The 24,869-nt window shown below is 60.7% G+C and carries 24 protein-coding genes and 1 pseudogene; 13 read left to right on the top strand and 12 right to left on the bottom strand.

What is annotated here, in order from left to right:
• Positions 1 to 2: 2 nt before the first annotated feature.
• Complete coding sequence (locus APR53_03805; GenBank protein KQC04177.1) at positions 3 to 629, top strand: hypothetical protein; 627 nt, start codon at positions 3 to 5, stop codon at positions 627 to 629.
• On the opposite strand, the gene APR53_03800 is transcribed toward APR53_03805, so the two are convergent.
• Positions 616 to 927: a hypothetical protein gene (locus tag APR53_03800; protein ID KQC04176.1), complete on the bottom strand. Its 312-nt coding sequence runs from the start codon at positions 925 to 927 to the stop codon at positions 616 to 618. The two genes, APR53_03805 and APR53_03800, sit on opposite strands and share 14 nt — an antisense overlap.
• Positions 924 to 1,121 carry a hypothetical protein gene (locus APR53_03795; GenBank protein KQC04175.1) on the bottom strand — a complete coding sequence of 66 codons (198 nt, stop codon included), beginning with the start codon at positions 1,119 to 1,121 and terminating at the stop codon, positions 924 to 926. Before APR53_03795 ends, APR53_03800 begins: the two co-directional genes overlap by 4 nt.
• A gap of 190 nt (positions 1,122 to 1,311) precedes the next feature.
• Between APR53_03795 and APR53_03790 the strand changes: the two genes are divergently transcribed.
• The 5 genes from APR53_03790 to APR53_03770 all read left to right on the top strand — a co-directional run bounded on the left by APR53_03790 (position 1,312) and on the right by APR53_03770 (position 6,573).
• Positions 1,312 to 2,442 (top strand): iron transporter, encoded by a 1,131-nt coding sequence (locus APR53_03790; protein KQC04189.1) that lies wholly within the window; start codon positions 1,312 to 1,314, stop codon positions 2,440 to 2,442.
• An 84-nt stretch (positions 2,443 to 2,526) separates the two neighbouring features.
• Complete coding sequence (locus APR53_03785; GenBank protein ID KQC04188.1) at positions 2,527 to 3,597, top strand: iron ABC transporter permease; 1,071 nt, start codon at positions 2,527 to 2,529, stop codon at positions 3,595 to 3,597.
• The gene (locus APR53_03780; protein KQC04174.1) at positions 3,594 to 4,349 is read left to right on the top strand and encodes an iron ABC transporter ATP-binding protein; all 756 of its coding nucleotides are present in this window, start codon (positions 3,594 to 3,596) and stop codon (positions 4,347 to 4,349) included. Before APR53_03785 ends, APR53_03780 begins: the two co-directional genes overlap by 4 nt.
• 41 nt (positions 4,350 to 4,390) lie before the next feature.
• Entirely contained in the window at positions 4,391 to 5,539 is a 1,149-nt protein-coding gene (locus APR53_03775) for a hypothetical protein (GenBank protein KQC04173.1), read from the top strand.
• A gap of 53 nt (positions 5,540 to 5,592) precedes the next feature.
• On the top strand, positions 5,593 to 6,573 hold the full coding sequence (locus APR53_03770; protein KQC04172.1) for a histone deacetylase: 981 nt from the start codon (positions 5,593 to 5,595) through the stop codon (positions 6,571 to 6,573).
• A 4-nt stretch (positions 6,574 to 6,577) separates the two neighbouring features.
• On the opposite strand, the gene APR53_03765 is transcribed toward APR53_03770, so the two are convergent.
• Positions 6,578 to 8,359 (bottom strand): aldehyde:ferredoxin oxidoreductase, encoded by a 1,782-nt coding sequence (locus APR53_03765; protein ID KQC04171.1) that lies wholly within the window; start codon positions 8,357 to 8,359, stop codon positions 6,578 to 6,580.
• Between the two features lie 110 nt (positions 8,360 to 8,469).
• Between APR53_03765 and APR53_03760 the strand changes: the two are divergent.
• Positions 8,470 to 8,694, top strand: a pseudogene (locus APR53_03760).
• A gap of 67 nt (positions 8,695 to 8,761) precedes the next feature.
• Here APR53_03760 and APR53_03755 read toward each other — a convergent pair.
• From APR53_03755 to APR53_03745, 3 genes are all read right to left on the bottom strand, one after another.
• The gene (locus APR53_03755; GenBank protein ID KQC04170.1) at positions 8,762 to 10,591 is read right to left on the bottom strand and encodes a hypothetical protein; all 1,830 of its coding nucleotides are present in this window, start codon (positions 10,589 to 10,591) and stop codon (positions 8,762 to 8,764) included.
• A 6-nt stretch (positions 10,592 to 10,597) separates the two neighbouring features.
• A complete protein-coding gene (locus APR53_03750) occupies positions 10,598 to 11,155 on the bottom strand; it encodes a protein LemA (protein KQC04187.1) in 558 nt (185 codons plus the stop codon).
• A 104-nt stretch (positions 11,156 to 11,259) separates the two neighbouring features.
• Positions 11,260 to 11,553, bottom strand: a complete 294-nt coding sequence (locus tag APR53_03745; GenBank protein ID KQC04186.1) for a hypothetical protein — start codon at positions 11,551 to 11,553, stop codon at positions 11,260 to 11,262.
• 195 nt (positions 11,554 to 11,748) lie between these two features.
• Between APR53_03745 and APR53_03740 the strand changes: the two genes are divergently transcribed.
• From APR53_03740 to APR53_03730, 3 genes are all read left to right on the top strand, one after another.
• On the top strand, positions 11,749 to 12,261 hold the full coding sequence (locus tag APR53_03740; protein KQC04169.1) for a hypothetical protein: 513 nt from the start codon (positions 11,749 to 11,751) through the stop codon (positions 12,259 to 12,261).
• A 79-nt stretch (positions 12,262 to 12,340) separates the two neighbouring features.
• On the top strand, positions 12,341 to 13,015 hold the full coding sequence (locus APR53_03735) for an oxidoreductase (GenBank protein ID KQC04168.1): 675 nt from the start codon (positions 12,341 to 12,343) through the stop codon (positions 13,013 to 13,015).
• A 52-nt stretch (positions 13,016 to 13,067) separates the two neighbouring features.
• Positions 13,068 to 14,414 (top strand): coenzyme F390 synthetase, encoded by a 1,347-nt coding sequence (locus APR53_03730; protein KQC04167.1) that lies wholly within the window; start codon positions 13,068 to 13,070, stop codon positions 14,412 to 14,414.
• 8 nt (positions 14,415 to 14,422) lie between these two features.
• Here the strand turns inward: APR53_03730 and APR53_03725 are convergent, their stop codons facing one another.
• On the bottom strand, positions 14,423 to 14,746 hold the full coding sequence (locus APR53_03725; GenBank protein ID KQC04166.1) for a hypothetical protein: 324 nt from the start codon (positions 14,744 to 14,746) through the stop codon (positions 14,423 to 14,425).
• Between the two features lie 101 nt (positions 14,747 to 14,847).
• Positions 14,848 to 15,456: a hypothetical protein gene (locus APR53_03720; GenBank protein ID KQC04165.1), complete on the bottom strand. Its 609-nt coding sequence runs from the start codon at positions 15,454 to 15,456 to the stop codon at positions 14,848 to 14,850.
• Positions 15,457 to 15,665: 209 nt separating this feature from the next.
• On the opposite strand from APR53_03720, the gene APR53_03715 reads away from it, so the two are divergent.
• From APR53_03715 to APR53_03705, 3 genes are all read left to right on the top strand, one after another.
• Positions 15,666 to 16,562 (top strand): hypothetical protein, encoded by an 897-nt coding sequence (locus APR53_03715; GenBank protein ID KQC04164.1) that lies wholly within the window; start codon positions 15,666 to 15,668, stop codon positions 16,560 to 16,562.
• Between the two features lie 52 nt (positions 16,563 to 16,614).
• Positions 16,615 to 19,446, top strand: coding sequence for a peptidase (locus tag APR53_03710; protein ID KQC04185.1), 2,832 nt, complete (start codon positions 16,615 to 16,617; stop codon positions 19,444 to 19,446).
• 109 nt (positions 19,447 to 19,555) lie between these two features.
• Entirely contained in the window at positions 19,556 to 20,473 is a 918-nt protein-coding gene (locus tag APR53_03705; GenBank protein KQC04163.1) for an aldolase, read from the top strand.
• A 92-nt stretch (positions 20,474 to 20,565) separates the two neighbouring features.
• Here the strand turns inward: APR53_03705 and APR53_03700 are convergent, their stop codons facing one another.
• Genes APR53_03700 through APR53_03685 form a run of 4 tightly spaced genes read right to left on the bottom strand, consistent with a single transcriptional unit; the run spans position 20,566 to position 24,851 of the window.
• On the bottom strand, positions 20,566 to 21,123 hold the full coding sequence (locus tag APR53_03700; GenBank protein ID KQC04162.1) for a YeeE/YedE family protein: 558 nt from the start codon (positions 21,121 to 21,123) through the stop codon (positions 20,566 to 20,568).
• Positions 21,124 to 21,135: 12 nt separating this feature from the next.
• Positions 21,136 to 21,633, bottom strand: a complete 498-nt coding sequence (locus APR53_03695; protein ID KQC04161.1) for a hypothetical protein — start codon at positions 21,631 to 21,633, stop codon at positions 21,136 to 21,138.
• A 6-nt stretch (positions 21,634 to 21,639) separates the two neighbouring features.
• Positions 21,640 to 23,028 (bottom strand): MBL fold metallo-hydrolase, encoded by a 1,389-nt coding sequence (locus APR53_03690; GenBank protein KQC04160.1) that lies wholly within the window; start codon positions 23,026 to 23,028, stop codon positions 21,640 to 21,642.
• A gap of 38 nt (positions 23,029 to 23,066) precedes the next feature.
• Positions 23,067 to 24,851 (bottom strand): citrate transporter, encoded by a 1,785-nt coding sequence (locus APR53_03685; GenBank protein KQC04159.1) that lies wholly within the window; start codon positions 24,849 to 24,851, stop codon positions 23,067 to 23,069.
• Positions 24,852 to 24,869 lie beyond the last annotated feature (18 nt).

The following is a 24,869-nucleotide window of genomic DNA, read 5'->3' as shown; positions in this document are numbered from 1 at the left end:
TGATGGACGGAAAAGGAACGGAAGGGAGGAAAGCGACACCGGTTTCCGGGATTCTCCGCTGCTTCCTCGCACTGGCGGCCGTCATCGCGGTGTGCGGGTGCATGACGGGCATCGGCACACCGGAGCAGGTGCTCTCCGGAACGGGGACAATCACGTTCGTCCCGGAGGACGGCGGTTTTTACGGCATCGTGACCGAAGACGGTACCCGCTACCGCCCCCTGAACCTCGATGATCCGTACCGGGCGCCGGGCGTGCGGGTGATCTTTGCCGGGAAGGTGCGGTCGGACAGGATAGGTATCGGGCAGTGGGGCCTGCCGGTGGATCTCATTACGATACGGCCCGCCGATCCCGGTGCACGGGCGCTGAACGATTCCGCAGATGACGGTACTCTCACGCTCTTCGGACGGATCATCGCTCCCGGGGACGGGGGATATGCAATCCTCGGCGACGACGGCACCGTCTATCTCCCCGATCACATCGATCCCGTGTATCGGAAAGAAGGGTTGTATGTAGTTTTTTCCGGAAACCTAACGGATTCCGGCAATGATTCCGGTGCGGGCGGGACGGGGGTGGCGCTTCTTGAGATTGCCCCCGCGGAGACACCGGCGCCGCCCGTCACACAAGCCTGACGGCGGTGCCGTACGCAAGCAGCTCCGCCGCCCCGGCCATGGTTGCCGCTGTCGTGAACCGTACGGTGACGACCGCGTCCGCACCGAGCCGCTGTGCCTCGTTCACCATCCTGTTCACGGCCTCCTGCCGCGCATCGGAGAGCATTTCGGTGTACTCCTGCAGTTCCCCGCCGACGACGCTCTTCAGGCCGGACATGATGTCCTTGCCGATATGCTTCGACCGGACGGTATTGCCGAAGACGATACCGAGTATTTCCATCTCTTTTCCGGGTATTTCGCTGGTTGTGGTCAGGATCATGGTTTATTCTCCAGAATCTCTTCTATCGCCGCTTCACGCCCCCGGAAGAGAATCAGGGCGATTCCGATGATGATGAGGGGAACGGCAATATATAAAATGGCACCGAGCGGGATCGGGTATGCGGCCTGAAGGACAGGGATGAGAATAATCCCGGTGATGATAAGCCCGATTCCCCATTTCACCTCGCTCTGCATGAATCTGTTTTCGCATACCGTGCTGTTAATGGTTCTGGTGCCCGTGGCGTCGTGCGTCGGGGGCCGTAACAACATTATAACAAATGATTTTATTAAAGTGATTTAAAATTTAATATTGTAATAACATTTCATACAGAATAGAAATTCCTTAATAATATCGTAACCTTTTGTGTTTATTGATGTGATTTCCATGAGAAGTACCACTGTTTATGGACTTGGAACAATGCTGCTCATCGTGGCGATAATCGCCGTCTGCGGCTGTACCGGTGCCGGTTCGGCACCGGCATCGTCACAGGAGAGCGGAGAGATGCTAACGATTACCGATTCCCTCGGCCGGACGGTCACGGTGCCGAAAGATCCCGCAACGGTCGTCTGTTCGGGATCGGGATGCCTGCGGTATCTCACGTACCTGCAGGAGCAGCATCGCATCGTGGGTGTCGATGACATCGAAATCCAGGAAACCGTCTTTGACGCCCGCCCGTATGCCCTTGCGAACCCGCAGTTCCGCACTTTTCCCATGATCGGCGAATTCCGCGGCGCCGATGACCCGGAAAAGATCGTCGCCCTGGCGCCTGATGTCATCTTCAAGACGTACGTGGAGTCGGCGGATGAAGCGGACGAACTCTCCGCAAAGACCGGTGTGCCGGTCGTTGCCCTTGCATACGGCGATCTCGGAACCTACCGGGAGGATATGTATGCCTCGCTCCGGCTGATGGCGGAGGTGCTTGATGCGGAGGAGCGTGGCGAGGCTGTCATCGCGTTCTTCGACGAGCGTATCGCCGATCTCGATGAGCGAACCGCGGATATTCCTGCCGACCAGCAGAAAACCGTCTATATCGGTGGTATCGCGTACCGCGGGCCGCACGGGTTCCAGTCAACCGAACCGCTCTACCCCCCGTTCCTCTTCCTTGATGCGAACAACGCCGCCGCCGAAGCCGGGACCACCCATGCGGATGTCGCGAAGGAGAAGATTGTCGAATGGGACCCCGACATCCTCTTCGTCGACCTCTCCACCCTGCAGACCGATCCCTCTGCTATCGACGAACTGGGTACCGATCCGGCCTATCTCGGGCTCACGGCCGTAAAAGCGGGCGAAGTCTACGGTGTCCTCCCGTACAACTGGTACACCCAGAACCACGGTTCGGTCATCGCGGACGCCTATTACATCGGGACGGTGCTCTATCCCGACCGGTTTGCCGATGTGGATCCGGCGGCCGAGGCCGATGAGATCTATACGTTCCTCGTCGGAGAACCGGTGTTCTCCGAAATGAACGAGTTATTCGGCGGGTATGCCTTTACCCCCCTCTCCACGGCACCATAAGAATGGGAAACGCGAGTACCATGCAGCATTTACCGACAACCACCGTTCCGGCACGCCGTGCCGGAACCCGGGGCGTGGCAGGCCGTGCATCTGGCTGACGGCGAGATCCCGGCGGCATACCGGGCATATACCGGGAGGAAGATCTCGTGGTGTATCGGGGGGATTCTTCTCCTGATCCTCCTGCTCGTCGTATCGATATCGGTCGGCGCCTGCAGGATACCCGTCGACGACGTCGTCCGTGCCCTGGTAGGCTTCGAAACACTACCGAAGTGGCGGGTCATCGTCTGGAACATACGGCTCCCTCAGGCGCTCACTGCCGTTGTTGCGGGAGCGGGGCTTGCCGTGTCCGGCGCCGCGATGCAGTCAATACTCAGGAACCCGCTCGGATCCCCGTTTACTCTCGGGATATCGCATGCGGCGGCATTCGGGGCGGCGTTCTCGGTCATCGTCCTCGGCACCGGAACCATGCACAGTACGGGTGCCGATGCCGTCGTGCTCGACAATCCCTATATCACGACAATCATAGCGTTTCTTTTCTGCATGATCGCAACCGGCATCATCCTGCTGATTGCAAACATCCGCGGTGCGTCACCGGAAGTGATGGTGCTCGCCGGTGTCGCCATCGGCTCGCTGTTCACCGCCGGAACGATGTTTCTCCAGTATTTTGCCGATGACGTCCAGCTGGCCGCGGTCGTCTTCTGGACGTTCGGTGATGTCGGTCGGGCTGACTGGAGCGAACTCGGGCTCCTGTCCGTCGTCACCCTCGCGGCAATCATCTACTTCACCTGCCACCGCTGGAACTACAACGCGATCGATGCCGGTGACGAGACGGCGAAGGGGCTCGGCGTCCGCGTGGAAAGAGTCCGCCTCTTCGGGATGCTTGCGGCATCGCTGGTCACCGCGGTCACGATAGCGTTCCTCGGGATTATCGGGTTCGTCGGCCTCGTCTGCCCCCATATGGTGCGCAGGGTCATCGGCGACGACCACCGGTTCCTGATCCCCGGCTCCTGCATCGCGGGCGGGGTGCTGCTCCTTGCCTCCGATACGGCGGCGCGGCTGATGCTTGCCCCCCATATCCTTCCCGTGGCGATTCTCACCGCATTCTTAGGCGCACCGGTCTTTATCTGGCTGCTTTTGCGGGGGTACCGGCGATGATGCTCGATGTGGACGGCGTGGTGTTCGGGTACCGGAGCCGCGATGTGATCCGGGACATCGGGTTCCGTGTTTCCCAGCACGAAGTGCTCGCGATACTGGGCCCGAACGGTGTCGGCAAGACAACGCTGCTCAAATGCATGAATGCCATCCTCCGCCCGAAGGCGGGGACGGTGCTCGTCGATACGGAGGATATCATGCGGCTCGGGCAGCCCGAGATCGCAAAAAAGATCGGGTACGTCCCCCAGCGGTGCGAAACCGGCCGGCTCACGGCATTTGACGCGGTGCTGCTGGGAAGAAAACCGCATATCACGTGGAATGCGTCCGACCATGACATCCGGCTCGTCGAAGCGGCGCTCCGCCGGTTTGACATGGAGGCGCTCTCCCTCCGGTACATCGACGAACTGAGCGGCGGCGAACTGCAGAAGGTGAGCATCGCCCGGGCGGTCGTGCAGGAGCCGCGGGTCATGCTTCTCGACGAACCGACAAGCAGCCTCGACCTGAAAAACCAGATGGAGATTCTCCGGCTGATCCGCGGGGTGGTGCGGGGGCACCCCGTCTCCGCCGTGATGACCATGCACGACCTCAACCTCGCACTCCGGTATGCCGATGCCTGTATTTTCCTCAAAAACGGCACGATCTATGCCGCCAAACCACGCGACAAGGTGACGGCTGCCGATATCGAGGAGGTGTACGGCGTGCCCGTCTCCATCGAGACCTGCCACGGCCATCCGGTCGTCGTCCCGGTCGGGTGACCGGGATACACCTTTTTTTAACCGCGTGCCGATACCCCTGTATGCCCGCTCCCTATGAGGTTGCCGTTGCCCGGTGCGATTCGTATGACCCCGCGATTGTCAGGGCGGCGATTGAAGAAAGCCTTGCCCCGTTCGGCGGCATCGCGTCCGTCGCACGGGAAGGGAGCCGGATTCTCGTAAAGATCAACCTGCTGGCGGCCAGACGCCCGGAGAGTGCGGTGACAACCCACCCAGGAGTCGTCAGGGCGGTGATCCGTATGGTGCAGGAATGCGGCGCCGAGGCGATTGTCGGGGATTCGCCGGGCGGGCGGAACACCCCGGCTTCGTACCGGGCGCTGCTTAAAAAAACAGGCATTCAGGATGTTATCGAGGAGACCGGGGCGACCATGGCCTATTTCGACGAGCCCCGCATGGAACGGGTGTCGGACCGGTCGAGGACGTTTAAGAAATTTACCGTCACCGCGATGCTCGATTCGGTGGATGCGGTCATCTGCCTCCCAAAACTCAAGACCCACCAGTTCACCCTGTTCACGGGCGCCGTCAAACTGCTTTACGGGTATATCCCCGGCGTCATCAAGGCGGAGTACCACCTCCACGCCGGCCGGGACGTCACCACATTTGCGGAGCTGCTCCTCGACCTGCATGACACGTTTCCGCCCGACCTGACCATCATGGATGCGGTCATCGGCATGGAAGGCACCGGCCCCCAGTCGGGAACGCCGCGGCAGATCGGCCTCATTCTAGCGGGCAGGAGCTGCCCCGCGATCGATTTCGCCGCCACCCGTATCGTCGGTCTCGATCCGCTTGCCGTGCCGACGATCCGGTGCGCCCGCGAGCGTGGTTCCGGGCCCGGCAGCATGGAGGAGATAACACTCCACGGCCCTCCGCTCGAAGACGTGCGGATATCCGGCTTCCGGCATCCCGCCGTGCGGAACCCCGGCAGGATTCCCCCCTTCCTCTTCGCAATCGCGGACAGGCTGCTCGCCGAACGCCCCGTCATCGATCCCGGCCGCTGTGTCCGGTGCGGTGTCTGTGCGGAAGACTGCCCGCCCGGGGCGATCCTGTTTTCCAAAGGCGCCATACCCGAAATCGACTACGGCCGCTGCATCAGGTGCTTCTGCTGCCAGGAACTCTGCCCCTCCGGTGCCGTGGATGTTAAAACGCCTGTTCTCCGGCGGATCATCGGCTGAACCATTCCCTTCCACCGGCAGGTTCTTGAGCTGGCAGGCAGCAGTGCTCTGCAATGAGATGCTCGGTGATCACGCATCCCGCCTGTGCCCTCCATGATCTGCCGGGACACCCGGAGTCGCAGGAGCGCATCGCGATTGCCTGTTCGGGCGTGCCTGCCGGCACTCCCCGTCGTGAGGCGCGGATGGCGACGATCGAGGAGATCCGCCGTGTCCACCTGCCCGAGCACATCGCCCTCGTCCAAAACGCGTGCGACTGCTGCCCGGATGGTGATGTCAGGTTTTTAGACCCCGATACCTACATTACCCGGGATTCCTACGACATTGCCCGGTATGCGGCGGGAGCGGCCATCCAGGCCGTGGAACAGGCGCTCGACGGCACGCATACGCTGTCGCTGATGCGTCCCCCGGGCCACCACGCCCTCCCGCACCACTCGATGGGATTCTGCATCTTCAACAACCCCTCAATCGCGGCTGCGGCCGCACTGACCTCGGTCGACCGGGTGGCAATCGTCGACTGGGATGTCCACCACGGCAACGGCACGCAGTATATCTGGTACCATACCGACCGCGTCCTCTACCTTTCCGTGCACCATGGCGGAATATTTCCCGGGAGCGGCATGCCGTGGGAGACGGGAATCGGCCCGGGCGAAGGCTCTACCATCAACGTACCGCTCGAGGGCGGATCAACGGGGGCGGATTATGCCCATGTATTCACGGAGGTGTTTCTCCCCGCGATCCTGCGGTACCGCCCCGAAGCGCTGATCATCTCGGCAGGCCAGGATTCGCTGCACGACGATCTGCTCGGGGGAATGGCGCTGCTCCCTGGGGACTTCGGCATGATCACCGCGCTTCTCATGGATGCCGTCCGCCTCCCCGCCGCGATCGTGCTCGAAGGCGGCTACAGCCCGTCCGCAGGCGAAGCAATCCGTGCCGTCATCGATGCGCTCGGCGGCAGCAGGAATGCCGTTCCCGCCGGGACGCCGCACCCCGCCACCCTGTCGCTCGTGCGCCTGCTGGCGAAGCGAAACGATTAGCTTTTCAGGCGATATCCAGCGCCCGGAGCGTCTCCGGTTTCGGCACACCCTGTTCGTCCCAGCCCCGTGCCGCGTAATATGCCGGGAGGAGCTCGTCCCGCCGCCAGACTTCGCCGGCAGGCGGCCCCGAGCGCAGCGGAACGGTCAGGAAGCGGGCCGGGAGGGTGTCGTCGTCCCGGCCCAGCCCCGCCCCGATATTCCAGAGCTTCTGGAGGTTCCAGATGCGCTCGCCGATCCGGAGCAGCCCCTTTGCGTCGATATCCCGTCCGGTGACGGCGGCGACCATCAGGGCATACTCGGGCGCCCAGAGCACCCGTTCCGTAAAGATGCAGATCCCGGCCGCATCGATGGCGGCACCGAGATCCTGGAATTCCTTCGTCCATTCCGCCTTCCCCTCCGTCGCGTACGGGTCGAGTCTGACGGGCGAGCCGATCACCTCCGCGTACAGCATGTTCCCGTAGACGTGGCACCCGCCCCGGACGGAGGTCGCGTAGTTCAGGCCGAGCCCCTGCAGTCCTCTCGGATCATATGCCGGAAGCTCCTGCCCCTTCACGCTCATGGAGTACTCGGGTTGCCCGACGGAGGCGGCTGTGCGGTACGATCCCTCGGCAAGGAGATCCCCGATCCCCTCGCGGTACCCGATCCTCCGCACAATCCCGGCGAGCGCCCCGGCATCCCCGAACCGGAAGCCGGTGTCGAGATGGCCGTCTTCCGCAAGCTCCATGGCACAGGCGATGGTGGATCCCGTGGAGATCGTGTCGAGCCCGAGCTCGTTGCAGAGGTAGTTCGCCTCCGCAATCTTCGGAAGATCGTCGATGCCGCACGCCGGGCCCAGTGCCCAGATGGTTTCGTATTCCGGCCCCTCGCCCGACACACCGCCGGATTCGGTGATCCGCCCGCACCCGACGCTGCATGCATAACAGGGCTTTCTGCCTTTCAGCAGCGTTTCGGTCATTCGCTCTCCGGAGACGTTCTCCGCACCCTCAAACATCCCCTCCCGGAAGTTCCGGGTCGGCAGGATACCGAGCCCGTTTATCCGCGGCAGCACCCCCGCAGTTCCGTGTGTCCGGAGGCTGCCGGTGGTGAGGCCCGCCTCCTTCAGGGTGCGGAGGATCTGTCTCCCGACGTCGCGGGCACGCTCGGGATCGGCAACCCCGACCGTGCCGGTGCCCAGCACCGCCACCGCTTTTAAATTCTTCGCGCCCATCACGGCGCCGACTCCGCCCCGTCCTGCGGCCCGTCCCCCGTCGTTCATCACCGCCGCCATCCGGCACCGGCGTTCACCGGCGGGGCCGATCGCGGCCACCCGGATCCCCGCCTCCCCCGTATCGGCGGCAATCGCCCGGGCGGTCTCCCCGGTTCCCATGCCGTAATACGCGGACGCATCCCGGAGTTCCGCCTGTCCGTCGATGTACAGGTACAGGGGGGTCGGAGAGGCGCCGGAGATGATCACGGCATCATACCCGGCACGCTTCAATGCCGTGCCGAAAAACCCGCCGCTGTTTGCGGATGTGAGCGTCCCGGTCAGGGGGGATGCGGTGACCACGTCGTACCGTGCGCCGAGGGGCATGCCGCTCCCCGTGAGAGGGCCTGCTGCGAAAACGAGCACGTTGTCCGGAGCGAAGGGATCCGTCCCGGGCCTGACGCGTTCGCGCACCGCCGCAACGCCGAATCCCCGGCCGCCGAGATGGCGGTCCTTCCACACGGGGGGGAGGGGCGTGTCGGAAAGTGTTTTCCGGGAGAGATCCACGGCGAGAATCCTGCCTGCATAACCGTCCGGTGACATCGTACCGCCATATAGTCGCGATCCACCCATAAACTATCCGGCCTCACTTTCACCTCATCCGCGCCGGGGCCTTATCACTGCTGCCCGGACACTTCTGGTGGTGACATACCATGGGACGAAGTTTCGAGAGCATCAGGCTCGGGGTGAAGAACACGTCTGACCGCTGGATGCGGGCACGAAAGGCAATGAGAAAGGAGGACCAGAAATATGCAGAGCGGATTTCGGAGATGGCGAAGAAGCACGCGAGCGAGGGGTTCTATGCGTTTGACGATCCTCTCGAAGCGGCGGTCTTCTCCGTGCTTGTGGAGATACTGAAGGAGATCGAGCGGCAGGAGGACGGGAGCCCCCGTCCCGCCGGCCGGGAAGGGCAGACGGTCCTGCCCGCCCCTGCCGGGTAGGCGATCAGCGGCCGCCGGCCCCGCCACCGCCGAACCCGCCTCCGCCGCCGAATCCCCCGCCTCCGCCGAATCCTCCGCCGCCGGACGACGGGGGGGCGAAGGCGATGATGGGAACGAATGCAAGGTGCAGATTCGAGTAGAGCGGGACGCCAGCATCGCGTACGCTGATGTTGAGGTCCTTCATCGCCGCCTCCACTTTATCGCCGACACCGAGCGCCGTGCCGTACACGAGCCACTCGCCCCACATCCTGATATCGTCGGGAGAGTACTGGCGGATGAGGGCAAGGTCAGAGAGGAAATGCGCAAAAGCGTCCCACCGGAGCTTTTCCGCATACCCGTCGCCTTTCCAGTGGCCGAAAAGCGTGGTCGGGAAGAGTGCGGCGACGGCGACCTGGATGAGCACGACGGCAAAGAGCGCCACCGCCCCCGCAAGGAGCCGCACCGTGCCCGGTGAGAGCACAAGGAGCAGGATGGCAAGGCCGAGGGGTATTGCGCCGAGGAACGCGAACGGGAGCAGCTGCTGCCGTCCCTCGACAATGTACGTGCGGAGAATCGACCGGTCGGCCGTACCCATGAGCGCCGTGAGCGTCTGCTGGAACCGCATCGCCGTTGTCCGTGCCTGCAGCGAGTGCCGTGCCTTCCCGGCGAGCGCCGCAAATCCGCTCGTGTCAAGCCTCCCGTCCGTTGCGGCGTTCGAGATGAATGTCATGACGCGCCGTTCGTAGGAATCCGTGCCGGGAGCGTCGATCGCGTTGCTGTCGGGTATCGTGATAATCACGCCCGATCCGCCCTCTTTTTCCTCGATCCGCAGCATGCCGCGCCGGTGAAGATCGAGCAGTGTCGCCTGAAAGCCGTTTTCGCTGAAATCCCCTGCATCGCCCTGAAAGAGCAGGGTGACCTGCCAGGGTTTCAGTTTCGGGTTCGGGACGAAACTGAGAAACTCCGGAACCGTTACGTCTGCTTCCCGCCCGGAGCGGTACCAGAGCGCGGCAAGCAGGAACGGCACGGCAATGACGAGCAGCACGGCACACGGGGCGAGAATACCCGCGGCGGCGAAGGGTGCGCCGTAGAGAAGATTGGCCGATTCCGTCTGTGCGCGGATATCCGGAACGGAGGCGGGAAACCCGTACAGCTCGTCCTGCATGCCGGGAGCAAGCAGCAGTTCGATCTCGATGAGGTCGTCCTGCGGCGAGCTGCCGGAAACAAGAATCGTGTCTCCTGTCTGCGTGGCCGTCAGCAGGGGCGGGTGCGGGTAGACCGCCTCCACACCGCGGGCGGGAACGGTGATCGAAACACGGCGGTACGGGATGTGGCTGCGTGCGAACTGCAGGTTCAGGTGCACCGCTTCGGCATCGTATTCAATCGGAGGAGCGATGCGGAACATGTATTCAACGGTATAGGTGCCCGCACCGAAGTATGCAGGAAGATAGATGCCCGCCTCGTTTGCGAGCGCATGCTCCCGGACGAACGCCCGGGCGGCGTCGTCCCCTGCACCCTCCAGTATGACGTCGCCCCGTGCATCTTTCGCATACCCGATCACGCCGGCGGGGACCTGCATCCCGATATATTCGACGTGCGGATAATCCGCCGGCGCAAATACAAGGGAGGCATCCCAGGTACGGTAGAGCATCCGGTAGGTCCCGGCGGTTTTCACCTCGTAGGTGTACCGCTCGACGAGCGTCCCGTTGTCATGCAGCACCGCCTCGTAGGAGTCAACCGCCAGATCGCCTTCGAAGAGAGGCGGCACAACGGCCACGGCAGCGACGGCAAGGATGCCGAGGGCTGCGGTGATGATCAGAAGCAGAACAATCTGCCGCGTTTCGTTCACAGCCACACGCCTCTAGAACGCAATCTCGGGCGGCGTTTCGATCTCCTCGGAGAACTGCAGGTACTCCATCTTCTGAATACCGATGATTCCGGCGACGATATTCGAGGGGATGGTCTCGGTCATCGTGTTGGATTGCTGGGCGATATTGTTGTAGGTATAGCGCTGCCGTGCGATCTCCGCCTCGACCTCGCGGATGGCCGCCATCAGGTCGGCAACCGTCTTCGATGTCTTGAGATCGGGATAATTTTCAACAACGGCAAGAAGCCTGCCGAGGATTGAGCGTGATGCGGCTTCGACTTCGTTGAGATCTCCCGCACCCGCCGATCCGACACTTCCCCGCATTGCGGTCACTTTTTCGAGCGTCTCCTTCTCAAATGCCGCATAGCTCTTCACCGCCCCGAGCAGCTGGGAGATCATGTCAAGGCGTTTCTTCATGGCAACCCGGATCTGCCCGAGCGTAGCTTCGCCCGAGTTTTTCAGGCGGAAAAATCTGTTGTAGATGCTTACAAACCAGCCTGCCAGTACGACAAGCACGATGATGAGAACCGCAATGCCGATAAATTCAAGCATAATTATCACCTGATCCACGTATGTTCACCAGCCGGAGGAAAGGCTCCGGAACCTGATGTATCTATCACACTATACCGGCAGACGAATGCATATACCTTCTGGAGTCAGTCTTCTTTCCGCTTCCTCAGCATCCGGGTCTGGATCCCGCGAACCGCCTCGCCGGCCATATCGGCGACTGCCTCGCTCCGGTCTTTCATGAGGCGCCGGAGATGCGGCAGCGCCCGGGGATCGCCGATCTGCCCGAGCGACCAGGCGGCTTTCAGCCGCACCCGCCAGTCGTCGTCATGAAGCCGTTTGATGAGCGGTTCGACGGCACGTTCGTCTCTCATCCGCCCGAGCGCCTCTGCAGCCCCCCACCGGTACGGCGCTTCGTCATGGTCCAGGGCGGCTATGAACAATTCACGGCGTTTTTCCTGTTTTGCGCGCCGTCTGCCGGTTTCGTCCCCGTCATCCGTCATTCCCGTCACACCCATCTGCAGGCACACAGCCGCCGCATCCAACGATACGGTTTCCGCGGTAATATGCCATGCAAATGTTGATATAGAGTTAAAAAACAATTTCATATGACACGGAAGCGGTCAGGATTTTTCTCAATGGGATTTTTTGATTTCCTTAAAGGCGATAAACGGACATTCGACACGAAAGATGTCTCCGAACTTATCGAGAACCTGCGGGAGGAGAGGGACCGCCCGACGCGGAAAGCCGCCGAAGAAGCCCTCGTCAGAAAAGGCAAGTCCGCGGTATATTCCCTTATCGGAGCCCTGAACGACAATGACTGGCGGGTTCGCGAGGGATGCGTCAGGGCTCTCGGACAGATCGGTGACGAACGGGCCGTGCCGCACCTGATCCAGCTGTTCAGGGACAAAAAAACCCGGGTGCAGCTGTGGGCGACGGATGCGCTCATTCTTATCGGGAAAAATGCCGTCGAGCCGCTGACGACGGCACTGCAGGACACCGATCGCCGCGTGAGAATGGGGGCGATCGTCGCCCTCGGCGAGATACAGGACGCACGCGCCGTTGCGGCGTTAAAAGAGCTTCTCAAAGATACCGATGAAGAGATCCGCTCCGCCGCACAGGACGCAATCGATTATATTCAGGAAAAATAGCTTTTTTTGGGAAGCCGTTTTTTCGCACAACGCTTTTAACGTTCGCCGTCCCTGTTCGTTCATCCGTACGGTGATCCGGATGTCGTACCGTCTTCTCCTTGCCGTTGTTATCGTCGCGGGTGCCGTCCTGCTCGCCCTTCTGCTGACGGTTCCCGGCATCGATTCGCCGGAACTCACCCTGGTGTCGGCAGGGGAAATCAGGAATTACGAGGGGGAGGATCTCTCTTCGATCCGTGATTTCCGTGAAAATTCCATCCGTGGCCCCCAGCATATCACCATCACCGCCTATACCCTCACCGTCGACGGGCTCGTCGATCGCCCCCTTTCGTACCGGTATGACGATATTGTCGGATCCTTTCCGAGGTACGGGAACGTCGTGACGCTCTCCTGCGTGGAAGGATGGAGCGCGACGATATTCTGGGAGGGCGTGCGCGTGCAAGACCTCATCACCCCTGCCGGCATTGATCCCCGGTCGGACACCATCATTTTCCATGCCTATGACGGATATTCGACCTCGTTTCCCCGATCCTATATCGAGGACAACGACATCATTCTCGCGTACCGGATGAACAACGTGACCCTCCCCCCGGAACGCGGGTACCCGTTTACCCTGGTTGCCGAGGATAAGTGGGGGTACAAGTGGATCAAATGGGTCACCGCGATCGAACTCTCCGACGATCCCGGATACCGGGGATACTGGGAGTCGCGGGGATATTCGCAGGACGCGAATCTCAGCCGCGGATTTTTCGGGTGAGCGGAGATGCCATTATCTTTTCAGACGGTCATCTTCTTTTCCGGAGAGTATTATGCCGTTTTTTAACCGGACAATCGAAACGATGGAGCGGGGGGACCTCGATGCGCTGATTGACGAACGGGTCAGGTACACGATCCGGTATGCCGTCGACCGTACGCGTTTTTATCGAAAATGGTTCGGCGAACACGGCATCGATCCCCGCAGTATCCGGTCGCACGAGGATCTCCTCGGGCTCCCCGTGATATCCGGCGCAACGATTCGTGAACACCAGCCGCCGGATTCGCCCGCATTTGAGTTTAAGAGTGCTCCCTGTGCGGATATCTTCACCATTCACGAAACCTCCGGAACAAGCGGGACGCCCAAGGCGTTTTTCCTGACATGGGACGACTGGATGCGGTACGCGGAGAAGTATGCCCGGGCATTCGTCTCGCAGGGGTTCGGTCCGGGGGACCGGGTGGCGGTATGCGCCAGTTACGGCATGAACGTGGGGGCAAATACCATGACGCTCGCCGCCCACCAAATCGGGTTTACGATCATCCCCGAAGGGAAGTGCACGTTTCCCCTCCGGGTCATCAGGAATTTGCGGCCCACCGGGATCGTCGGCAGCGTCTTCAAGCTGCTCCGCCTTGCCCGCAGGCTCGAGAAGGACGGCATCGCGCCGGCATCCTCGGGTGTGAAGCGCCTCATCGTGGGAGGGGAGAGTTTCGCCGAAGAATCGCGTGCCTATCTTGAAGAACGCTGGGGATGCGAGGTATTCAATACATACGGCAGCACGGAAGGCTCCATGTGCGGGGAGTGCACCCGGCGGAGCGGTCTGCACGTGCCCGAGGATCTCGTGCATATCGATCTCTACGATCCGGCGATGAAGCAGTTCGTGCGTGACGGCGAGTGCGGCCGCATCATCCTGACAACCCTGCTTCCGGAGGGGGAAAAGTCGGGCAATATTCTCATCAACTACGACACGGACGACACGACCGCGGTGGTATCCCGGGAGACGTGCGCCTGCGGGAGAACGCACATGAAAATCGGAACGCCCCAGCGCGAGGCCGAAACGGTATGGATTCACGGCTCACCCGTCAACCGCGTCGACATCGAACGGGGCGTCTTTTTCCGGGAGAACATGGAGTACCTGACGGGGGAGTACGAGGCGTTCCTGTACGAAGGCGATACGGACGGCGATGTCGTCATGCGGGTATCCGTCGAATGCGAAGATCCCGGCACCTGTGATCGCCGTATTGTTGAAGAGAATTTTCTCAGGTCGTTCCTGTCAGAGAGGGATCTTCTCGCGAGTGCCTACGCAGACGGCACATTCAGGATTCTGTTCAATGAAACGGGGCCCGGCGGTCTCGAACTGCACCGGGCCACGGGCCGCCCGAAACGGCTGGTCGACCGGCGATGAGGGGAGATCTAGTCGACCCGGAATTCCTCGGCTTCCCTTTCCAGAAAATACCCGAGCACGACCCTGATGACAACGACGGTCCCGAGAAGCAGGAGTTCCTCCTGCGTCGGTGCGATCAGCGTGGTGAGAATGTCCGAGGCGATAAAAAACTCCAGGCCGAATACGATTTTATTGGTGAATTCCATCCGTATGAAGGTGTATTTGAGGGGCTGCCCGAGCACTTCGCGCTGAATGATCCGCACCGATGCCTGCACACCACCGTAGATCGTAATGACGGCACCGATCCATCCGAAGACCATGGCCGCATACTGAAGGACGAACTCACCCGGCATAGTGACGGATGGGTGCCTGTCCAAAAATAGCTTGTGCACCCGTCCTGATCCGGGCGGCCGCTTCCGACCTCCGGGTGAACAGGAAAAAAAGGGAGTCTGTCTCAGGCAAGCGCCGCAAGGCCGTCGAAATCCATTCCGGTGTTAAAGACGGTGAGATATGACTGCTGCCCGTTTTCAAGGTAGATCCAGACGATGAATCGGTCATTGACGGCGATGATCTGCGTATACGAATTCTCCATCTTGTCGTAGAACTCCCATGCGGGATATCCTCTCACCGTGGTCTGCTTCCATGACATTTCAGGGGTATCCATTTCGACATAGGAGTCCCATGCCTGGAAATACCCGACATTCATCCCTGCCGTATCCTGGATGACGATATCCAGGACGATCTCGGAATTGGTCTTGTGCGTGTATTGCCTCTGGGCGAAGCTCCATTCTCCTTCCGCGTCACTCATCGTAAAGCCGGTGGGATCCCCGGCAATCCAGTTGGATGTTGGTGTCGGGAAGAACCGGTAGAGTTCGGTGTAGTGCACGGCACTGGCAGCGGACGGCCCTCCGGCACTCGTCTGGGTGGGCGGCACCGTGGTTGCAGCCGGTGTGGCGGGAGTCTCTGATCCCGAATCGCCGGTACACCCGGAAACCATGCAAAAACCGATCAGTACGGTCATTATCAGGGCAATTATCCCAATTTTTCGGTAAAACGTGTACATAATAAACTACACCCTAAGCAAGAAGTCATGAGATTTCTGTATATATGCCTTTCTGTATTGCAGGGCCGGAGCGGTCCGCAGGATTCCATAGGGGCATTTCTTTGCCCGGGAACAGCGATCCGGGTTGCATAACGCCCGGAATGGGATTTTGTTGTTGAAATACACATGTATTAAATATCTGCGGCAGCATTTTTCAGATTGCAGAGGGAATGGTCATGCAGGACGAACAAAAACCGGAGCAGCGTCAATTCTCTTTATTCTCACTCAGTCCGCTTCGCATAGCCGCCATCTATGCGTTTTTCAGTGCGCTCTGGTTTCTCTTCTCGGCATGGATCCTCTTCCGGACCGTGAGCGATACCGCGACGATCCAGTGGCTGATGAATATCAACGCCCTCGTTTTTATCGTATTCACCGCATGGCTGGTCTTTTTCCTGACGCACAGTTATGCGCAGGCAATGCGTGCGTCGCAGCGTGCCCTTGAGGATTCGGAACGGCTGTACCACTCCACGATCGATGCCCTGAGAGACGGGATTGTCGTCATCACCCGTGACCGGAAAGTGCGGATGTGCAATACGATCTTTTCGGCATGGATCGGCAGCGAACCGGACAGGACGATTGGGGTATCACTGCCTGATTTGCCCGGGTCGTGGCCGGCCGCCGCGTGGGAGGAGATTGATGCGGTGTTTGCCGGAAAAGGGATGACAGAGAGGGAATTAACCCTGAAAACCGCTTCGGGCAGCACCATGCCGGCTGAAATACGCAGTATTCCCGTGATTGACAACGGCGGTGTGACAATGGCCGTCATCGTGATCCGGGACATCACCGGCCGCAGGATGCTGGAAAATCTTAAAATGGGAATGTTTAAGGAAATGGAGAAAAATACTCTTGAATTTGCACGACTCAGCGACCAGATACGAAACCCCCTGCAGGTGATCCTCGGGCTCGTCTCCCACGGGGAGACGGAGACGGATGCGACCATCGGGGGCCAGATCATGGAGATCGATGCACTCGTCCAGCAGCTTGATCGAGGCTGGGTGGAATCAGGCAAACTCAGGGAATTCATCACCCGCTATTACGGTGAAGCCGATATCCCGGGTCCGGAGTGACTGGGTCCCTCCGGTCATCCTTATATGTATTCATCATCCCATCTATCATAGCATGAGCCCCAAACGCCTTTTCAAATATTATCCGGAGGATTTCGACGAACCACCCGTCGTCGTACGCCATATGGATCTGGTGTTCGACGTCTTCGACGATCATACCTGCGTGCATTCCGTCCTCTCTGCAGAGACCCGCGAAACACCGCTCCCGGTTCTGCAGCTGAATGCACGAAATCTTGAGATTATCAGCGTGGAATCGGGCACGGGCCCGGTCACATACGAGTACGATCGCAACAAACATCTTCTGTCGGTCGTATTTTCCCGTTCCGTTCCTCCCCGCACGCCTTTTACCGTCGGGACACGGACGGTGTGCAGGCCTTCGTCCCATGTGCTCGAAGGGCTCTATTACGATGAAACCCCGGAAGGGGCACCGCCGCAGCAGATCACCCAGTGCCAGCAGTGGGGTTTCCAGCGGCTGGTCCCGTGTCTCGACGACATGACCGCAAAATGCACGTACACCACGACAATCATCGCCGACGAACGGTACACCAACCTGATCACGAACGGGGACGTTGCGGTGCCGCGACACCCGGTGGGCGGCGGACGGGTGTCGATCACCTACGAAAATCTCATCACTCCCATGGCGCCGTACCTCTTTTTCCTCGGCGTCGGGACCTATGCCACGTTGTCCCGTCCCTTCGAGTATCCCGACGGCAGGAAATTCACGCTCGAGCTGCTTGTCCCGCCCGATTCCGATGCGGATGCTGCGAACCGTGCTCTCGACGTGCTCGCCGATGCAATTCTCTGGATTCACCTCTATACCGGACCCGGATACCGCAGGGACCGGGAGATCCGCGACCGGATGTACGCGCTGTGCCGGAAACGCGACGCTTTCGCCAGAGATGGCGCCGATGCCGCACTTCCGGCGCTCCGGGCGGAGCTCGCCCGCCTCGCGGACTCGATCACGCCCGGATACACCTATACGGGAACCGTGTATCGGGAGATCGGCATGCAGAACTCCGATTTCGGGGGCATGGAGAATGTCGGCAACACGACGATATCCACGAACCGCATCATGCCATTTCCGCAGATGACCGATCCGGCGTTCGAATATATGGCGAACGTCAAGGTGCACGAGTTCTACCACAACCTGAACGGCTCGGAAGTGACCGGGTGGAGCCCCTTCGAGATATGGCTCAACGAGGCGGTGACGGTGCACATCGAACGAATGTACCATGCCTTCCTGTTCGGGGAAGCGTACAGCAGGCTCCAGACGGTGCTGACCCTGCTCTCCCCCGACGGGGGAACGCTCTCCTATGATCGCGGGGCGGGCTCCCTTCCGATCGAACCGGACGGGTTCAATGATCCGAACGAACTCATCACGGGTGTTACCTACGTGAAAGCTCCCGAATTCGTGCGCATGATCGAAACCCTCACCGGAAGGGAACGCTTTGCGGAGGGGCTTGACCTGTATCACCGGCGGTACCGTCACGGCAACGCCACCCGCGCCCAGTGGATAGGTGCCATGGAGGAGATTTCTGGAATGGATCTGTCGGCGATGTCCCGCACATGGCTCAAGCAGCGGGGATACCCCGAACTGCACGTGACGGCGGATTATCATCCCGGCAGCCGCACGATGACGCTCCGGTGCGTCCAGCAGGCGACCATCGGGGAGGCCGTCTGGGAGTTCCCCTTCGTGGTTGCGTGCGTGGATGCGGACGGCAATGACATCGCAGAACAGCTGGCTGTGATCCGGGATGAGGAGACCGTGATCCGTTTTCCGGATATCCCGAAACCGGCATTCGTTTCACTGAACCGGGGGTATTCCTTTTACGGGCGCGTGGCATACGAGGCGCCGGAGGACGAGCTGTATCTGCAGGTGCGAAAGGATTCCGATATCGTCGGCAGGTTCCTTGCGTTTTACCGGCTATGTGATCGCGAAAAAATGCGCCTCCTCGAAAATCCCGGCGCCGCCGTATCCGAGGCTTTCACCGACCTCTTCGTCGGGCTGCTCGCCGACGATACCCTGATGGCGACTGCCGGCGGGTATTTCCTGACGATATTCGAATCGGTGGAGGATGACCGGTTCGCCTACCGGTTCCGCGATCTCTACGAGGTGCGGCTCGCACTCCTCCGTGCGATTGCACAACGGCACTCGGAAACCCTGCTGAACCTTTATGCCCGCTACTCCGGCCTGATAACCGACAGTCAGGACATCTCCTCGCGCATCGCGGACATCAGGAACCGGCAGGTCAGAAATCTCTGCATCGGGATACTGGCAACGGGAGATACACCGGAGATCCACCGTTTGCTCCGCAAACAGTTCGACACCTCGACGAACGCGACCGACCGGCAGGCGGCGTTTGCCGCGTATCTCACCTGCACCACCCCCGATCGCGATGCCGTGTTTGCATCATTTATGGAGGAGAGCGGGCACCATCCGGTTGCATGGGAGGCTTTTCTCTCGGCTGTCGCCGGATCCGGGAGCGATGATGTGCTGGCGCTCATCAGGCGGGCCGAAGCGTCGCCGTCGTTTCGGATTCGGCAGGCCAACGACCAGCGGGCACTGTACGGCCGGTTTGCACGGAACCGGAAAATTTCGCTCCAGACCCCGGAAGGCAGACAGTACCTGCAGGAGATTCTCATCCGCCTTGCCCGGGTGAACGAATATACCACGGTAAATGCACTCTCCGTCTTCGGTGACATCGACAGGATGGAGCCGGAATACCGGGCTCCGCTTGTCGGGATGCTTGCGGCCCTCCTCTCCACGATCGACGGGACGTCCGCACCGAGCGTCTACAACACCGTGAGGAGGCTGCTGATCGGTTCTCCCGACGCGGTACGTCGGTACGAGGCGGAGACCGGAGCAGTGATCACCGCAATCCGCTGATCCGGGGGCAGCTGGGAACACGACACGGCTGAACGGGAAATCGCACGAAATCGCATAAGATTTATGTATCCGTGTTGAGATTATCGAAGTACCAGACAGATGGGAGTGAATGACTGTGCAATCCGAAGTAAAAGTGCCGCTTGACGTCCCCGAGGACTACCGGGAGATGTATCGTGAGAATTACCAGCTGATAACGCAGGGGACGGGGCGGCTGATGCTCTTTGCCGGCGACCAGAAGATGGAGCACCTCAACGACGATTTTTACGGTGAGGGTATCCATCCCGACGACGCCGATCCGGAGCACCTGTTCAGGATCGCGGACCAGGGCAGGATCGGGGTTTTTGCGACGCAGCTCGGCCTCATTGCGCGGTACGGGATGGATTACCCGGATATTCCGTATCTGGTCAAGATCAATTCGAAGACCCATCTCGTCAAGACGGCCCAGAAGGATCCCTTCAGCACCGCCCTCGTGAAGGTGAAGCAGGTCGTGGAGTTCCGCGAGGAGACGGGCCTTAAGATCGCTGGCGTCGGGTATACGATCTATCTCGGCAGCGAATTCGAAGACGAGATGCTTGCCCAGGCGGCACAGGTCGTCCACAAAGCCCATAAACACGGCCTCGTGACGGTGCTCTGGATATATCCGCGGGGGACGGCGGTCAAAGACGAAAAGGATCCGCACCTGATTGCCGGTGCGGCGGGAGCTGCCGCGGTACTGGGCAGCGATTTCGTCAAGGTGAACGCACCGAAGAAAGACGGAAAATCCACCGCCGACCTGATCACCGAGGTGACGCAGGCGGCCGGCCGCACGAAAGTGGTATGTGCAGGCGGATCCAGCGTGGATGCGGCAAAATTCCTCAAACAGCTCCACGAGCAGATCCATATCGGCGGAGCGTCCGGAAACGCGACGGGCAGGAACATCCACCAGAAGCCGCTTGACGAGGCGGTCCGGATGTGCAACGCAATCTCCGCGATCACCATGGACAATGCGGGCGTTGACGAAGCGCTTCGCATTTACCAGGGAAAATAATTTTTTTGTGCAGCGGCGTTTCGCTTGGCCCTTTTTTGGGAGGGATGTCCGGGGCCGCGCCGGCCCCGGTACCTACCCGCCGGTATCGTCCGTCAGAGCCCGAGATATTCAAGCCCCGCAAGGCAGGCGACGATGAGGGCAGCCACGGGGATGACGACCATCCAGGGGTTCACCCCGAGCAGTTCCGGGATGGTGTCTGCCGGAAACGGCCCTTTTTCCAGGATTTTTTCGCCGAGCACCGGATACAGGGCGGCAAAGAGGCCGGTGCCGACAAGGATCCCGGGAACACCGCCGACAAGGGCGTCGAGCGCCCCCTGGCCGACCGCTCCTGCCACGGTGCCGGGACAGTACCCGAGGGTACCGAAACCGAGGCCGAAGATCAGGCCCCCGATGACCGTCGAGCCGATCGCTCCCGATCTGACATGCAGGGTCACCCAGCCCCATTCCCTCATCAGGTAGATGCCGGGCATCCCGACCAGCACTGCCGCCAGCATCACTTTTACGACGGTAAAGTCAGTGAGCAGCAGCTGCCCGATGATAATGTTATAATCGGTCACCCCTCCGGTCTGGAGAAGGAAACCGAAGGCGATCCCCATAAACAGGCCGAGAATGAGCTGGATTTTTGGATTTTTCTGCAGTGATTCGAACATCGTCAACCCCCCTCAGACCAGCACCCCGTAGGTGATCGTCGCCGCGGCGATGCCGCCTATGAAGAAGCAGATCGCAGCAATCCAGCTTGCGACGGCAAGCTGCAGGGATCCTGAAATCCCATGTCCGCTCGTGCACCCGCCCGCCCACCGGGCGCCGAGCCCCATCAGGATGCCTCCGATGAGGGCAACGGCGATTCGAAACGACGTATCGTACCCGAACGCATCGCCGAAAACGGAGGGGACCCATAGGAGCGCGAACTCCCCGGCAATCACCGACGACAGAAAAGCGCCGATAATGATGCCGAATACCAGCATCCACTGCCATTCGATGGCGGGGAGCACTTTCTTCCAGTAGGGTTTCTCCCGGGAGGCAGGCCGAATAGCGGATTCTATCATGCCGAATGTCTGTGCAAACGCGGTCGAACAGCCGAGCGGTTTGTTCGAGAGCAGGAAGGTAAGCCAGCTTAAAACACCGATGCCCGCTCCCGCCAGATACGGAGTCCAGTCCATACCATATCACCCCGTTTTTTCCTTGCTACCGGTCATGAAACCGCCGGCGATATAGCCGGTGATGCCCCCCGCGGCATTGGAGACATCGCGAAAGCCCTGCTGTTTCAGCAGGCTGCTCGCAAGGCTCGACCGGTGGCCGGTCCGGCACATCACGATCACCGGAGCCGCAGGGTCAAGGTCGGTATGCCGGGTGCGCAGGTCCATCGCCAGGATATTGACGGCACCCGGCACATGCCCTTCTGCAAATTCCGCGGGGGTCCGTACATCCACGAGCACGACACCCGGGTCCCGCAGTCTGGCATGCACCTCCGCGGGGGAGAGCTGGTGCACATGATCCGCCGCGTACCCCGCCGTCACCCATGCATGCGTTCCGCCGGCGAGATAGCCGGCGATGCGGTCGAGCCCGACACGCCGGAGCATCACCGCCGCATCGGGCACCTGCAGGGGATTGTCCGTCACGAGCAGGATGTCCTTGTCGGGAGGAATGACCCACCCGGCGAAGGTGGAGAAATTGCCGCCGATGTCGATATGGTAGCTGCCGGGGATGTGCAGCCCGCCGAAGCCCGCATAGTCGCGGATGCCCAGCACCACGGTGTTTCCGTCTCCCCTCTTCTCCGCGAATTCATGCGGCGGGAGTGGCGGCACGGCGGGGAATGCGGAAAGAGGCGGCGCACCATGCCGGTTGATCTCGCTGCACCGGGAGAAATGATCCGGTGCAGGCGGCATATCGGAGGTCAGGGTCTCCGCAAACACCTCAGGATCGTCGATGGCGAGTGCCGGATTGTTGGCCCGTTCGTACCCGATAGTGCTTTCCCGCATCGCCCCCATGGCACGGCCGCAGAGGGACCCGGCGCCATGGGCCGGATAGACAAGGCAGTCGTCCGGCAGGGTGAGGAGGGCATGCCGGAGGCTCTCAAAGAGCAGGTGCGACAGCTCCTTCGCCCTGCCGGGAAAGAGATCGGGGCGGCCGACATCCCCGACGAAGAGGGTGTCGCCGGTAAAGACGACCGCCGGCCCGTCGCCCCGGGCATGATCGGTGACCACGTAGACGACGCAATCGGGGGTGTGCCCCGGGGTATCCGCAACGGAGAAGGTCATGCGATCGATGTCGAATGTCGTACCGGTGCGGACCGGCGTGTGGGGAAAGGTGCAGTGACCCTCGGCAGGCGCGTAGATGGCAGCCCCTGTTTTTTCGGCAAGCTCGATATGGCCCGATACGAAATCCGCATGGAGATGGGTCTCGAGGACATGGGAGATGGGAAGCCCGAGATCCCGTGCCGCTCTGAGGTAGCGGTCGATGTCGCGGCTCGGATCCACGACGGCACACTGCGTCTCACCGGCGATGAGATAGGAGCTGTGTGCGATTCCCGGTATGAAAAACTGCTGGACGAACATTGTAACCACCGGTTGCGCCCTTTCAGGCATTTAGCTATTCAGAGATATAATATATAAATCAGACCGACGGCCACCACGATGAAAACCACTGACATCAGCCCCCCCGCCCGGAAATAATCGTAATTATGGTACCCGCCGGGCGACATGAGAAAAGCGTTGACCTGATGGGTGGGGAGCATGAATGAGTTCGAGGCACAGATCCCCACCAGCAATGCGAGTGCCCGGGGATCGATGCCGGATCCCTCGCCGATGAGGATCACCAGCGGCACGAGGAGAACCGTCGCCGCCACGTTTGACATGAACAGGGTGAGAAACGTCGTAAGCAGGGCGACCGCCAGCAGAACGATGATCGCGGGGCTGCCGCCGGTGATGACTGCCAGCCAGTCCGCCATAAAAGCGGCGGTTCCGGTGGAGTCCATGGCGGCGCCGAGAGGGATGAGGCCTGCGAGGAGAAAGATCGTCCGCCAGTCGATTGAGCGGTACGCCTCGTCGATCGAGAGCACACCCAGCAGGATCATGGCGAGGGCACCGGAGAGGAGCCCGAGCGCTATCGGGACTCCCGTCAGTGTCAGCAGTATGCCGCCGCTGAAACAGAGGATGGCGAACGTCGCTTTGGAGGGGCGGATACCATCCCCTTCGACCGGGGTGACCAGCACGAAATTCGGGTCGGCACCGATTGCCCTGATGCGGGTCCACGACCCGTAGACGACGATCGTGTCGCCGGGAGTGAGAGGAATATCAGACATTGTTTCCCGTTCCTCGCGATCGCCCTTCATCAGGACGAGGGGTTCCAGTCCGTATTTTTTCCGGAATGTGAGATCCCGGAACGTTTTCCCTGTGATCCCCGCCCGGGGGCGGACCAGGAGTTCGGCAAAACCCGCGGCGTCCTCGTCACCCGGCAGTATCTGCGGTTCGTATTTCTGTGCACAGCCGAAATCACGGGCAAATGACCGGGCATCATCCGCAGTGCCGAGCAGGATAAGCGCCTGCCCGGCGGAGAAGGGAGTGAATCGCCAGGGTGCATAGAGAATGTCTCCTTTTTCCGCGATTGCCAGCAGACTGAGGTGATACCGGTTCTGCAGCGGAATCTCTTCGCGGGTGCGCCCGATGAGGGTGCTGTCATCCAGAATGGTGTAGGTATGGATATAGGAGGGGAGCTGCCATGTCTCGATCAGTTCGCGCTGCGGGTGCCGGACAACCCCGGAGGATTCTGCCGCAGGCAATACCGAGTGCCCGAGAACAAGAAAGTACAGGATGCCCGCGGCAAGGAGGCACAGCCCGATGGGTGTTACGGAAAAAAAACCGAACGGCTCAAGCCCGGACTGCCGGAGCAGATCGTTGAGCAGGATGAGCGGACTGGACCCGACCATGGTGATCGTGCCGCCGAGAATCGCTGCAAATCCCATCGGCATAAGCAGCCGGGACGGGGGTGTTCCGGTATTACGGGAAATCCTCAGCAATGCGGGAAGAAACAGGGCCGCCGATCCGATATTCTGCATGAATGCCGAGACAATCCCGACAACAGCCGAAGAAATAGCGGTCAGCCGTTTTTCGCCGGTGCCCGCCACCTCGACGATCTTCCAGGCGACGCGGTTCATAATGCCGGACCTGTCGATCCCGTACCCGAGCACCATGACGGCTATCACCGACAGGACGGCATTTGACGCAAGTCCTGAGAAGGCGGTTGCCGGGGAGACCAGGCCGAGCCACGCGAGTGAGATCATGACCAGCAGTGCAATCACATCGACCCGCAACGCTTCGGTGACGAAGAGAACCACCGTCACCCCGAGGATGAACAGCATCAGTGCAATCTGCAGGTCCACATCACATCTCCTCCGCAC

Origin of the sequence: Methanoculleus sp. SDB (assembly GCA_001412355.1) — an archaeon.
GTDB lineage: Archaea > Halobacteriota > Methanomicrobia > Methanomicrobiales > Methanomicrobiaceae > LKUD01.
This window is presented reverse-complemented; position numbering and strand designations above follow the sequence as displayed.